We start from the raw sequence: 12,874 nt of genomic DNA, 5'->3' as shown, positions 1-12,874 counted from the left end.
GGCCGTCGGGGGCGCCCGGTGGGCGCGGGTTGTCGGGGCCTCGCACCGCGAGGTCGGCGGCTCGCGCAGGGCCGAGGGGCCACGAGCCCCGCACCGGGCTGGTGTCAGGGGCCGTCGACCGGGACCGTCGCCTTCCCTCGCCCCACCTGCGTCCGCACCGGCCGGTGTCAGGAGGCGCCCGGTGGGCGTGGGTGTCCGGGCCTCGCACCGCGAGGTCGGCGGCTCACGCCTGGACGCCCGGCCACGAGCCCCGCACCGGGCCGGTGTCAGGGCGCGTCGACCGGGACCGTCGCCTTCCCCCGCCCCACCTGCGTCCGCACCGCTCCCATGCTCGCGCCGATGACCAGGGCGATCGCCGCCGCCTGGATGGCGGACAGGGACTGGTGGAGGATGAGGAAGCCCGCCGTCGCCGCGATGGCGGGCTCCAGGCTCATGAGGATCGCGAAGGTGGAGGCGGGCAGGCGGCGCAGGGCGAGGAGTTCGAGGGTGTACGGGAGGACCGAGGACAGCACCGCCACCGCCGAGCCCAGGGCCAGCGTGGTCGGGTCCAGCAGCCGGGTGCCGGACGAGACGATCCCCAGCGGCAGGAACAGCAGCGCCGCCACCCCCATGGCCAGCGCCAGGCCGTCGGCCTGCGGGAACCGGCGGCCCGTACGAGCGCTGAAGACGATGTACGCCGCCCACATCGCGCCCGCCCCGAGCGCGAAGGCGACGCCCGCCGGGTCCAGGTCGCCGAACCCTCCGCCGCCCAGCAGGAAGACCCCGCACAGGGCGAGGCCCGCCCACACGGCGTTGACCGCGCGGCGGGAGGCCAGCACCGAGAGGGCGAGGGGGCCGAGCACCTCCAGGGTGACGGCGGGGCCGAGGGGGATGCGGGCCACCGACTCGTAGAAGAGGCCGTTCATCGCGCCCATGGCGATGCCGAAGACGGCGACCGTCCCCCAGTCGGCGCGCGAATGGCCGCGCAGCCGGGGGCGGCAGACCACGAGCAGGATCACCGCGGCGGCGAGCAGACGCAGGGTCACCACGCCGAGCGCGCCGGCCCGCGGCATGAGGGTCACCGCGAGGGCGCCGCCGAACTGGACCGAGATGCCCCCGGCCAGCACCAGCCCGACGGGCCCGAGGGAACCGAGACGACCGGGTGCGCCGCCCGCGGACACGGGAACGTGGTCCGTCCCGGCGGCGGGCGCGGGCGACGGGGTGGTGGCGCTGGGGGTGCTCACGGGCGGTCCTGGGGGCTGGCTCGGTCGGGTGTTCATCACGATGCACTACCGAGTCCAGGGTAGTGGACTTCGTCAGGAGTGTGAACCGCTTATGTAGCTGTCCTGGATGCTGAGACTCAGCTGCCCGGCACGCCCGGCCAGGGGCCCTCGTCGCGGAACAGCGGGCGGCCGTCCGGGAGCGCGGCGGGGACGGTTCCGTACGCCTCGGGGGCCGGCGCGGTCCCGGACGGGGCGGCGGAGTACGGCTCGGGCGAACCGCCACCGCCCGGCCCGGCCGCGTACGCGTACGTATGCCCGTACCCGGGTGCGTGCCCGTACCCGGGTGCATGGCCGTACCCGGGTGCGTACGCGTACTCGGGTGCGTACGCGTACCCGGGTGCGTACGCGTACGGCTGCGCCGCGGCCTCCCGCTCCTCGAACAGCGGCAGCCGCAGCTCGGCGGTGTCCATCGCGGTGTCGTTCTGCGAGCGGTGCAGCCGGGCGTACGCCCCGCCGCGGGCCAGGAGTTCCTCGTGGCGGCCCGTCTCGACGATCCGGCCGCGGTCGACGACGAGGATGCGGTCGGCGTCCGGGGCGAGGTTGAGGTCGTGGGTGATCATGATCGTCGTGCGGCCCGCCATCAGGCGGCGCAGCGGCTTGACCACCCGGCGCGCGGCCATCGCGTCCAGGCCGGTCGTCGGCTCGTCCAGGACCAGGACCGGGGCGTCGCGCAGGATCGCGCGGGCGATGGCCAGGCGCTGGAGCTGGCCGCCGGACAGCCGGGCCGAGCCGGGGTCGATCCTGGTGTCGTAGCCGTCGGGCAGCCGCTCGACGAAGTCGTGCGCGTCGGCCGCCTTCGCCGCCTCGACGATCGCCCGCTCACTGGCGCCGGGGCGGCCGCAGGCGATGTTCGCGCGGACCGTGTCGTGCAGCACGAGGGTCTCCTGCGGGAGCAGGGTGACGTACTCGCGCAGCCGGGCCAGCGGGAAGTCCCGCAGCGGTACGCCGTCCAGGAGCACCTCGCCCGCGTCGGGGTCGTAGAAGCGCAGGAGGAGCTTGGACACCGTGGACTTGCCCGCGCCGCTCGGCCCCGTGATGATCACGAGCTCGCCCGGGGCGACCGCGAAGGAGAGCCCCCGCAGGGCGGTGGCCTCGGCGCCGGGGTAGCCGAACACCGCGTCCCGGACCTCCACCGCGCCGTCGGGGCGGCCGGTCTCCGTGCCGTGCCGGGGGTCGGTGACCGACGGCTTCACGTCGAGGATCTCGATGAGCCGTTCCGCGCCCGCCGTCGCCGCCGTGACCGTGAGGCCCAGCTGGGCGAGGCCGCGCACGGGCGGGTAGAGGTAGCCGAGGAAGGCGGAGAAGGCGAGGAGCTGCCCGAGGGTCATCCGGCCGGTGGAGATCTCCCAGGCGCCGATGCCGATCACGGCGAGGACGCACACCGTCTCGATGACCTGGACGAGCTGCTCGTACGCCTCGTTGAGGCGCGTCGAGCGGACGGCGGCCCTGAACCAGGCGTTCGCCTCCTCGCCCAGCCGGCGGCGTTCCGCGTCCCGGCGGTCGTAGGCCTGCGTCAGCACGATGTTGCCGAGGGATTCCTCGACGACGGAGGTGATCGCGCCGTCGGCGACCCGGCCCGCGCGCGAGACGTCCTTGATGGAGCCGGAGAAACGCCGGGCCGCCAGCCAGAACAGCGGGGCGAGGACGAAGGCGGCGGCCGCGAGGTCCCAGCGCAGCCAGAAGGCGGCGGCCGCGTAGAAGAGCGCGCTGAAGGCGGCCGAGGCGGCGCCCACGAGACCGGACACGACCATCGTCTCGATGGCCTCGACGTCACCGGTCAGGCGGGAGAGCAGATCGCCCTGGCGGTGGCGCTGGAAGAAGTGCGGGGGCAGCTGCTGCACATGGTCGAAGACGTGCTCGCGCAGCCGCATCACGAAGCGCTCCGTCGCCCAGGCGGCCAGGGAGTTGCCCGCGTACGCGACGATCGCGCCGACGACGGCGATGCCCAGCCACTGGGCGGCCGGACTCCAGAACGCGTCGAGGGAACCCTTCTGCAGGGCGTGGTCGGTGAGGTCGCCGAAGAGCAGGACGGCCTCGGTCTCGGCCAGCGCGGCGAGCACCGTGCACAGCCAGACGATCAGCAGCGGGCGGCGCAGTCCCCTGGTCAGCGGCCAGAAACGGCGAAATGCGGCACGGGCCGAAATGGCCGGGGTTTCCTCGCCTTCGAGTTCGGATTCGGATTCGGGTTCAATGTTCCCGCTTTCCTCGTCACCCATTTCACATTCCCCTCGCTTTCCGTCACCGAAATCCGGTCGCCCTTGAATTAGGAAACGCGCGAGGGGGGCCGACGGTGCACCATCGACCCCCCTCACGCGTTCACCGACGGATCAGCCGTCGTGGCCGGGCAGCGGCTTGGGCAGCGGCTTGTGCGCCCGCTTCCTCGGCTTCGGCGGCGGGGGCGGGGGGAGCTGCTTCGACTTGGGCTTGGGGGGCAGCGGGGCAAGCTTCCTGAAGCTCATTTCCGACTCCTCGTGTTCGACGGTCCATTGGTCCGGGAATTCCGCGTCCGGCTCCCGACATCAATGAACCTACACGCGCCCCAGCTCCCCACGACGGCAAAAATGGCAAAGGAGCGCTGTGAATACCCTGGGGAAAGCTGGGTGTTTCCGAGGTTCGCTGAGAATGACGTCAGCGCCGGGTCATGTAGACGTCAAGGGCCTTGTGCAGCAGCCGGTTGATGGGGAAGTCCCACTCGCCGAGGTACTCCGCGGCCTCGCCGCCCGCGCCCGCCTTGAAGCGCAGGAGGCCGACGAGGTGGTCGCTCTCGTCGAGGGTGTCGGTGATGCCGCGGAAGTCGTAGACGGCGGCGCCCAGCGCGTGGGCGTCGGTCATCATGCGCCACTGGATGGCGTTGTTGGGCTGGACCTCGCGCTTGCGGCCGGTGGAGGCGCCGTAGGAGTACCAGACATGGGTGCCGACGGTCAGCATGGTGGCCGCGGCGAGGACGTCGCCCTCGTGGCGGGCGAGGTAGAGCCGCATGCGGTCGGGGTCCTCGGCCGTCAGCGAGGTCCACATCCGCTGGAAGTAGGGCAGCGGGCGCGGGATGAAGCGGTCCCGCTCCGCCGTCTCCGCGTAGAGCTCGTAGAAGGCGGGCAGGTCGTCGTAGCCGCCGCGGACCACCTCGACGCCGGCCTTGTCGGCCTTCTTGATGTTGCGCCGCCACTGCTGGTTGAGGCCCTTGTGGATCTCCTCCAGGGACCGTCCGGCGAAGGGGACCTGGAAGACGTAGCGCGGCTGTCCCGCCGCGAAGCCGTCCTCGCCGCCCGGTTCGGTCCGCTTCCAGCCCATGCCCCGCAGCCGGCCGGCGATCTCCGCGGCACCGGGCTCGTACGAGGTCGCCGTCACCTCGCCGAGGCGCCGCGCCGCCGGATCGGCGATGGCCGTCTTGACGGTGTCCGCGCTCCATCGGCGCGCGACCACGGGCGGACCCATCTTCACGGTGAACGCGCCGCGTGACTTCAGGTGCGCGACCATCGGCCGGAGCCAGCGTTCGGCGAGGTCCGGGTCGTGCCAGTCGATGACGGGCCCCTCGGGCAGGTACGCGAGGTACCGCTTGAGCTTCGGCAGCGGGCGCAGCAGTACGAGACCGGCGCCCCGGAGGCGGCCGTCCGCGTCGAACCAGCCGAGGCTCTCCGCACGCCAGTCCGGTTTCACGTCCCCCCAGGACGGCACCTGCATATGGCTGGCCGAGGGCCGCGAGCGGACGAACGCGAGGTGTTCGTCACGGGTGATCGCCTGCAGGCGGAGGGTCATGCGCGTGGCTCCTCGAAGTCCGTCGGCCGGTGAAATCCCAGCGTACTTACGGGATTCCCGCGGATCCGTCCGTCCGCGGGCCGTCGTCCAGCGCCGCGTCCAGCACCTCCGCCAGATGGCGGCCCCGGCGGCCGGACAGCTGGGCCAGCTGGGTGCGGCAGGAGTAGCCGTCGGCGAGGACCACCGCGGTGTCGTCGGCCGCGCGGACCGCCGGGAGCAGCTGTTCCTCCGCGCAGGCCCGCGACACCTCCTCGTGGCCCCTCTCGAAGCCGAAGTTGCCCGCGAGGCCGCAGCAGCCGCCGGCGAGGGTGCCGTTCAGGCCCGCCGCCTCGCGCAGCCGTCGTTCGGCCGCGTCGCCGAGGACCGCGTGCTGATGGCAGTGCGTCTGGCCGGTGGCCGGGCGGTCCAGGCGGGGCGGCGTCCAGTCCGGCGCGTACCTCTCCAGTGCCTCCGCGAAGGTCGTCACCGCCGCCGCCAGCCGCGCCGCGCGCGGGTCGCCGGGCAGCAGCTCGGGCAGGTCCGTGCGCAGGGCCGCGGCGCAGCTCGGCTCCAGCACGACGACGGGGAGGCCGTCCATGGCGAGGTAGGGCTCCATGAGGGCGAGGGTGCGGCGCAGGACGGCGCGGGCGCGGTCGAGCTGGCCGGTCGAGACGTACGTCAGTCCGCAGCAGACGCGCCGGCGGCACCGCGGGAGCAGCGTGGTGAGGCGCAGGGGGCCCCGGGTGACCCCGTCTCCGACGGGCCCGTGCCGCCAGGGCGTCCTCGGCGGCAGCAGCACGGCCAGTCCGGCGGCCTCCAGGACCCGTACGGCGGCCTGTCCGACGGCGGGTTCCAGATGCTCGGTGAAGGTGTCCGGCCACAGGAGGACGGTCTTCCCGGCGAAGCCCGGGAAGAGCCCGCCCCCACCCCGCCGCACCCCGCTCTCCGCCCCACCGGGACCGCCCGGACCCCCCGGGCCGTCCTCCCCGCTCCGGCGCCGCTCGCGCACGTACGCCCGCGCCCGGTCCCGGAACCGGGCCGACCACCACCGGCTGAACGTCTCCGGAGCCAGCCGCGGGATGTCCCGTCCGGGGGCGACACCGGCGAGGCGCTTGGCGACGGCGGCCAAGGGGCGCAGGGACGCGAGGGAGTTGACGAGCCGGGCCGAGCGGGTGCGGGTCACCGCGGCGAGCCAGAAGGGGAGCCGTCCCAGGGTGTAGTGGGCGGCGGGACGACGGCGGCCGGCGTAGTGGTGGTGCAGGAACTCCGCCTTGTAGGTGGCCATGTCGACGCCGACCGGGCAGTCGGACCTGCACCCCTTGCAGGACAGGCACAGGTCCAGCGCGTCGCGGACCTCCGTCGAGCGCCACCCGTCGGTGACGATCTCACCGGCGAGCATCTCGTGCAGCAGTCTGGCCCGCCCGCGCGTGGAGTGGGCCTCGTCGCCGGTGGCCCGGAAGGAGGGGCACATGACCTCGGCGCCGCCCGGCGCCGATGCCGTACGGCACTTGGCGACGCCCACGCAGCGGCGCACCGCCGCCGAGAAGTCGCCGCCGTCCGCCGGATAGCCGAACTCCACGTCCACCGGGCGCTTCGGCAGCACGGCGAACCGCAGGTTCTGGTCCAGCCGGTGCGGGCGCACGAGCATGCCGGGGTTGAGCAGGCCGTCCGGGTCCCAGAGGTCCTTCGCCCGTTCGAAGAGGCGGACCATCTCGGCGCCGTACATGGCGGGCAGCAGTTCCGCGCGCGCCTGCCCGTCCCCGTGCTCGCCGGACAGCGAGCCCCCGTGGGAGACGACGAGACGGGCCGCCTCCTCCGAGAAGCGCCGGAAGCGGGTGACGCCCGCCGCGGAGATCAGGTCGAAGTCGATGCGGACGTGGATGCAGCCGTCGCCGAAGTGCCCGTACGGGGTGCCGCGCAGGCCGTGGGCGGCGAGCAGGGCCCGGAAGTCCCGCAGATACGCGCCGAGTCGGGCGGGCGGCACCGCGCAGTCCTCCCAGCCGGGCCAGGCCTCGGCACCGAGTCCGCGGCCGGCGCCGGGCGGGGAGCCGTCACCGGCGTACGGCATCCGGGTCGCGGTGCCGGCGGCGTCCTCCCGCAGCCGCCACAGCGCCCGCTGCCCCGCCGGGTCGGTGACCACCAGGGCGTCCCGCACGTCCGCCGCCCGCACGATCGTGTCCGCGTGCGCGCGTGCCTCGGCCGGCGATCCGCCGCCCGTCTCCACGAACAGCCAGGCCCCGCCGCGCGGCAGCCCCGCGTCGGCGGGCACGAGGTCGGCGGCCATGCCCTCCACGGTCAGCGGCCCGTGCCCGAGCAGGCCGGCCGCGGCGTCCGCGGCAGCGCTCTCGTCGGGATAGGCGAGGACGGCCAGTGCCGTCGCCCCGGGTGCCTCGACCAGGCGGACGACCGCCTCGGTGAGCAGGCCCCAGGTGCCCTCGGAGCCGCAGAACGCGCGGGCCACGTCCGCGCCGCGCTCGGGCAGCAGCGCGTCGAGGGCGTACCCGGAGATCCGCCGCGGGAGATCGGGGAAGCCGGTGCGCAGCAGCATCAACTCGCTCTCGACCAGGGCCTTCAGGCCGTCCGGGGCGCCCTGCCCGTCGCGGCCGAGACGGCGCGTGTTCCCGTCGGCGCCGACGACCGTGAGCCCCCGGACGCTGTCCGCCGTGGTGCCCCAGGCGACCGAGTGGGAACCGCAGGAGTTGTTGCCGATCATTCCGCCGAGGGTGCAGCGGCTGTGGGTGGAGGGGTCGGGGCCGAAGCGCAGCCCGTGCGGGGCGGCGGCTTCCTGGAGGCGGTCGAGGACGGCGCCGGGCTGGACGACGGCGGTACGGGCGTCCGGGTCCAGCGCGAGGATCCGGTTCATGTGGCGGGTGAAGTCCAGGACGACACCGGTGCCCGTGGCCTGTCCGGCGATCGAGGTGCCGCCGCCGCGCGCCACGACCGGCACGCCGTGGGAGCGGCACACCGCGAGGGCGGCGGCGACGTCGCCGGCGTCCCGCGGGGCCACCACACCGAGCGGTACGCGCCGGTAGTTGGAGGCGTCCATGGTGGTCAGCGCCCGTGCCGTCGCGCCGAAGGAGACCTCGCCGCGCACGGCCCGCGCCAGCTCGGACCGGAGCCGTCCGGCGAGCCCCTCGTCCGTGTGTCCCTCCGGCCGTCCACCCAGATCCGTCATGTCTCCAGGATGCCGCCGGGCACCGGTGACGGCCCGGCGGACGTGCACCCGAAAGGCCCCGAAATGCCGGAGCGATCATGAAACCGCTTCCCGAAGCTTCCCAATCGGATCACGAACTCTCATATAGTGACGGCGAGTTGAGCATCATGTGTCGCTTCTCGCCCAGGACCGACCGAGGACACGACCGAGGACACGTTCTCCCCCCAGAACACGACCGAGGACCGATTGATGACCCCGCCCCTGCCGTCCGGCGAACGACCCACCCCGCGCACCACGGCGAAAGCCGCGCTGATCGCCGCCGTCCCGGCCGCCGCCGCGGTGGTGGCCGCCGTCCTGGCGGCCCCCCGACCGACCCGCGTCCCTCTCGCCTGGGGCACCGGCACCGCCGCGTTACTGCTGTGCGCCGCCGTCGCGGTGGCCGCCCACGCCGTACAGGCCAGGCGACTTGCCCTGCGGCGCCTCGACGACGTGACGAAGGACGTCGGCCGGCTGCTGCAGGAACGCGCCCGCGCGGCCGAGGAGTTCGGCCAGGAACGGGCCCGCCTCACCGGCGACGCCGCCCGGGAACGCGCCCGCGCGGCCGAGGCCGCGACCCAGGAGCGGATCCGCCTGACCGAGGAGGCCGCCCGCGAACGCGCCCGCCTCACAGCGGAGTTCGCCGAGGAACGGGACCTGCTCACCGCGCGGTTCACCCAGGAGCGGGACCTGCTCACCGGCGACCGCGACCGGCTCGCCGAGCACAACGCCGAACTCTCCGAGCGCGCCCGGCAGGCCGACAGCAACCGGACCGCCGCGGTCGCGGCGACCGCCAACGCGGCCGGACGCATGCAGGCACTGTCCACCGGCATGCTCGCCGACCTGCGGGCCATGGAGGAGAGGCACTCAGACGAGGACGTCCTCGCCGACCTCCTCCACCTCGACCACCGCACCGCGCAGGCCGGCCGTCTCGCCGACTCCGTCGCCGTCCTGACGGGCGCGCGCTCGGGACGCCGCTGGGCCCGCCCGATCGTCATGGAGTCGATCCTGCGCGGCGCCATGGGCCGCATCGGCGGCTACCAGCGGGTGCGCGTCCACTCCGCCAGCGAGGCCGCCGTCGCCGGACACGCGGCCGAGGGCGTCATGCACGCGCTCGCCGAACTCCTCGACAACGCCGCCACCTTCTCGCCGCCCACCGCCGAAGTGCACGTGTACGTCGAAGAGGTCCCCGCGGGCGTCATCGTGTCCGTCGAGGACAGCGGCCTGGTCATGGGCGACGTGCAGCTGCGGCGCGCCGAACGCGCCGTCGCCGGGGACATCGTGAACGCGTCCGATCTCGGTGGCCTCACCGGCACCCGCCTCGGCCTCGCGGTGGTCGGCCGGCTGGCCCGCAAGTACGGCCTGAAGGTGTCCTTCCGGCCCTCCGCCCGCGGCGGCACCGGCGTCCTGGTCCTGATCCCGCAGGACATCCTCACCCAGCCGAACCTTCCCCCCGTCGCGGCCCCGCTGACGGCCGGACCCGAGCCCGTCGCACCGGCCCCGACCACCGTCGGCGGCCACACGTCCGCACCGGCGTCCCCGAACGGCGAGAGCGCGCCGGAGCCCCGGCGGTCGCCGGGTTCGCAGGAGTCCCGTACGCCCCGGGAATCCGCCGCGTCCCCCGTGGCTCCCGTGTCGTACGCCGCCGCCCGCGCGGCCGGTGACCTCGACCCGGACCCGGTCCCGACCCACGACTCGCCCCGGCACGAGCAGGGCCCCGCCTCCACCGGAGGTCTCCCCAAGCGCCGCCGCGGACGCACCCTCGCCCACGCCGAGCGCAGCCGCTCGCACGCCACGCCCCCGGCCGCCCCCGAACCCCGGACCGGCGACGACCCCAAGAACCGGTCGGCCGCCCGCTTCGGCACCTTCCGCCAGGCGGTACGCGGCACCGCGCCGGGCGCCCCCGGAGCCGGGGCGGCCGACGGTCCGCCGCCGGCCGAGGTCCCGGCACGGCCCGAGGACCACACCCCCGCACCCACCGGCACTCCCACCCCCACGACCCCCACCGCGCACGCGCTCCCGGAAGGCGACACCACCCCATGACCGGCACCCTCACCGCCGACGAGAAGCTCACCTGGCTCATCGAGGGCCTCCTCGAGCGCACCCCGGGCGCACGGCACGCGCTCGTACTCTCCCGCGACGGACTGAAGCTGTGCCGCACTCCGGAGCTGTCGGTCGACCAGGCCGACCAGCTCGCCGCCATCGCCGCCGGCATCCAGTCGCTGTCCCACGGGGCCTCCGTGGAGTTCGGCGACGGCAGCGGGGGCGTGCGCTCGGCGATGGCCGAGTTCTACGGAGGGGTGCTGTTCATCGTGGAGGCGGGCGACGGCGCGCACCTCGCCGTCGTCACCGCCGAGGACGCCGACGCCGGACTGGTGGGACACAACATGAGCGAACTCGTGGAACAACTCGGCGAGCACCTGACCGCGCCGCCCCGGTCGTCATGAGCCGTCCGGGCAGGGACGACGCGCCCGACCGGCTGTACACCCTCACCCAAGGGCGCACCCGGTCCGGCCCCGACACCCCCTTCGACCTCGTGACCCTGGTGGTCGCCGAGTGCGACCCGGTGGCGGGCATGCAGTCCGAGCACGTCGCGATCCTGCGGCTGTGCGAACGGCCGACGGCGGTCGTGGAGATCGCGGCGGAGCTGGGACTGCCGGTGTCGATCACCCGGGTCCTGCTCTCCGACCTGCTCTCCACGGGCCGGGTCAGCGCCCGTCACCCGCACACCACTGTTCCTTCCGGTCTTCCCGATCCCGACATCCTGGAGCAGGTGCTCGTTGGACTCCGTAACCTCTGACGCTCGTGCGCCCCTGTCCGCGTCCGCCGACAACGGCCTCAAGATCGTGATCGTGGGCGGCTTCGGTGTCGGCAAGACGACCCTCGTCCGCTCGGTCAGCGAGATACGTCCCCTCAACACCGAGGAGACGATGACGCAGGCCGGCGAGGCCGTCGACGACATCAGCGAGGTCCGCGGCAAGTCCGCGACCACCGTCGCCTTCGACTTCGGACGCATCACGCTGGACACGCACAACATCCTGTACCTGTTCGGCGCGCCCGGGCAGGAGCGGTTCTGGTTCCTGTGGGACCGGCTGTTCTCCGGGACGCTCGGGGCGATCGTCCTGGTCGACACCCGCCGCATCGACGAGTCCTGGTACGCCATCGACCGGCTGGAGCACCACGGCACGCCCTTCATCGTGGCCTGCAACGACTTCGGCGGGCCCCCGCACACCCCCGCGCAGATCCGCGAGGCCCTCGACCTCGACCCGCACGTCCCCCTGCTCGACTGCGACGCCCGCTCCCGGGAGTCCAGCAAGCGGGTGCTGATCACGCTGGTGGAGCACCTCCAGTCCCTCCACGCCCGTCACGGCGCCGCTGCCGCGGAAGGCGCCCTTCAATCACCGGAGCCCGTGCTGTGACCCCCGCCTCCGCATCCGCGCCCGTCCCCCTCGGCGGGCCGCGGTTCCAGACCGAACCCGCCGAGCTGTACCGGGAGATGCGGCGCGACCACGGCAGCGTCGTCCCGGTCGTCCTCGACGGCGACGTCCCGGCCTGGCTCGTGCTCGGCTACCGCGAGCTGCACCAGGTCACCGGCGACCCGCAGTTGTTCAGCCGGGACTCGGAACTGTGGAGCCAGTGGGACCGCATCCCCGACGACTGGCCGCTGCTGCCGATGATCGGCCGCAGGCAGCCCTCCATCCTCTACACCGTCGGCGAGCGCCACCGCGAGCGCGCCGCGATGATCAGCGACGCCCTCGAAGCCGTCGACCCCTTCCAACTCCGCTCCCAGACCGAGAAGTTCGCCGACGAGCTGATCGACGCGATCTGCCCCAAGGGCGAGACGGACCTCATCGGCGACTACGCGGCCCTGCTGCCCGTACGGGTCCTCGCGACGCTCTACGGCTTCTCGGACGAGCAGGGCCCGGGTCTGGTCACCGCCCTGAACGACATGATCAACGGGCGCGAGGGCGCGCTGGCCGGACAGCAGCACCTCGCCGCCTCCATGGCCCGGCTGATCGCGGACCGCAAGGAGTCGCCCGCCGCCGACGTCGTCTCGCGGATGCTCGCGAACACCGCGGGCTTCGACGACATGGAGATCGTCCAGGACCTGATGGTCATGATGGCCGCCGGCCACCAGCCCACGGCCGACTGGATCGGCAACTCGCTGCGTCTGATGCTCACCGACGAGCGGTTCGCGGCCTCCCTGTTCGGCGGCCGGCACAGCGTCGCCGAGGCCATGAACGAGGTCCTGTGGGAGGACACCCCCACCCAGAACGTGGCCGGGCGCTGGGCCTCCCGCAACACCCAGCTGGGCGGCCGCCGCATCCGCGCCGGCGACCTGCTGCTGCTCGGTCTGCAGGGCGCCAACTCCGACCCCCAGGTCCGCACCGACAGTTCCGCGCTCACCGGGGGCAACAACGCCCACTTCTCCTTCGGCCACGGGGAGCACCGCTGCCCGTTCCCGGCCCAGGAGGTCGCCGAGGTCATCGCGCGGACCGGCATCGAGGTCGTGCTGGACCGGCTGCCGGACATCGACCTGGCCGTACCCGCGAAGTCGCTGACCCGGCGCCCCTCCCCGTGGCTGCGGGGCCTGAGCGAACTGCCCGTACGGTTCACGCCCGTACCCGTCCTCTGAGACCCCCCATGCACCCGGCCGACGCACCCCGCCCGGCCGGGGCCCGGGGCTGTC

10 protein-coding genes are annotated in these 12,874 nt (G+C 74.0%); 5 read left to right on the top strand and 5 right to left on the bottom strand.

Translation table 11 applies throughout. From position 1 onward, the window contains the following. Nucleotides 1–266 precede the first annotated feature (266 nt). The 5 genes from ACH4S8_RS21490 to ACH4S8_RS21470 all read right to left on the bottom strand — a co-directional run bounded on the left by ACH4S8_RS21490 (nt 267) and on the right by ACH4S8_RS21470 (nt 8,169). Nucleotides 267–1,223 carry an EamA family transporter gene (locus ACH4S8_RS21490; RefSeq protein WP_398396286.1) on the bottom strand — a complete coding sequence of 319 codons (957 nt, stop codon included), beginning with the start codon at nt 1,221–1,223 and terminating at the stop codon, nt 267–269. A 116-nt stretch (nt 1,224–1,339) separates the two neighbouring features. Next, nucleotides 1,340–3,478, bottom strand: a complete 2,139-nt coding sequence (locus ACH4S8_RS21485) for an ABC transporter ATP-binding protein (protein ID WP_398396284.1) — start codon at nt 3,476–3,478, stop codon at nt 1,340–1,342. A 111-nt stretch (nt 3,479–3,589) separates the two neighbouring features. Further along, on the bottom strand, nt 3,590–3,721 hold the full coding sequence (locus tag ACH4S8_RS21480) for a hypothetical protein (protein WP_398396282.1): 132 nt from the start codon (nt 3,719–3,721) through the stop codon (nt 3,590–3,592). Nucleotides 3,722–3,890: 169 nt separating this feature from the next. After that, nucleotides 3,891–5,015 (bottom strand): lipid II:glycine glycyltransferase FemX, encoded by a 1,125-nt coding sequence (locus tag ACH4S8_RS21475; RefSeq protein WP_398396280.1) that lies wholly within the window; start codon nt 5,013–5,015, stop codon nt 3,891–3,893. A 46-nt stretch (nt 5,016–5,061) separates the two neighbouring features. Further along, a complete protein-coding gene (locus tag ACH4S8_RS21470; protein ID WP_398396278.1) occupies nt 5,062–8,169 on the bottom strand; it encodes an FAD-binding and (Fe-S)-binding domain-containing protein in 3,108 nt (1,035 codons plus the stop codon). Between the two features lie 228 nt (nt 8,170–8,397). Between ACH4S8_RS21470 and ACH4S8_RS21465 the strand changes: the two genes are divergently transcribed. From ACH4S8_RS21465 to ACH4S8_RS21445, 5 genes are read left to right on the top strand one after another with little or no spacing between them, the layout of a single operon-like run. After that, the gene (locus ACH4S8_RS21465) at nt 8,398–10,227 is read left to right on the top strand and encodes an ATP-binding protein (protein ID WP_398396276.1); all 1,830 of its coding nucleotides are present in this window, start codon (nt 8,398–8,400) and stop codon (nt 10,225–10,227) included. After that, nucleotides 10,224–10,631 (top strand): roadblock/LC7 domain-containing protein, encoded by a 408-nt coding sequence (locus ACH4S8_RS21460; RefSeq protein WP_339130030.1) that lies wholly within the window; start codon nt 10,224–10,226, stop codon nt 10,629–10,631. Before ACH4S8_RS21465 ends, ACH4S8_RS21460 begins: the two co-directional genes overlap by 4 nt. Then, nucleotides 10,628–10,984 (top strand): DUF742 domain-containing protein, encoded by a 357-nt coding sequence (locus ACH4S8_RS21455; RefSeq protein WP_398396273.1) that lies wholly within the window; start codon nt 10,628–10,630, stop codon nt 10,982–10,984. The genes ACH4S8_RS21460 and ACH4S8_RS21455 overlap by 4 nt, the downstream gene beginning before the upstream one ends. Next, nucleotides 10,965–11,603: a GTP-binding protein gene (locus ACH4S8_RS21450; protein ID WP_398396271.1), complete on the top strand. Its 639-nt coding sequence runs from the start codon at nt 10,965–10,967 to the stop codon at nt 11,601–11,603. The genes ACH4S8_RS21455 and ACH4S8_RS21450 overlap by 20 nt, the downstream gene beginning before the upstream one ends. Continuing rightward, on the top strand, nt 11,600–12,820 hold the full coding sequence (locus tag ACH4S8_RS21445; protein WP_398396269.1) for a cytochrome P450: 1,221 nt from the start codon (nt 11,600–11,602) through the stop codon (nt 12,818–12,820). The genes ACH4S8_RS21450 and ACH4S8_RS21445 overlap by 4 nt, the downstream gene beginning before the upstream one ends. Nucleotides 12,821–12,874: the final 54 nt, after the last annotated feature.

Origin of the sequence: Streptomyces sp. NPDC021080, from assembly GCF_044333225.1 — a bacterium.
Classification (GTDB): Bacteria; Actinomycetota; Actinomycetes; order Streptomycetales; family Streptomycetaceae; genus Streptomyces.
The sequence above is the reverse complement of the archived record's forward strand: the minus strand, read 5'-3'. Positions and strand labels throughout refer to the sequence as shown.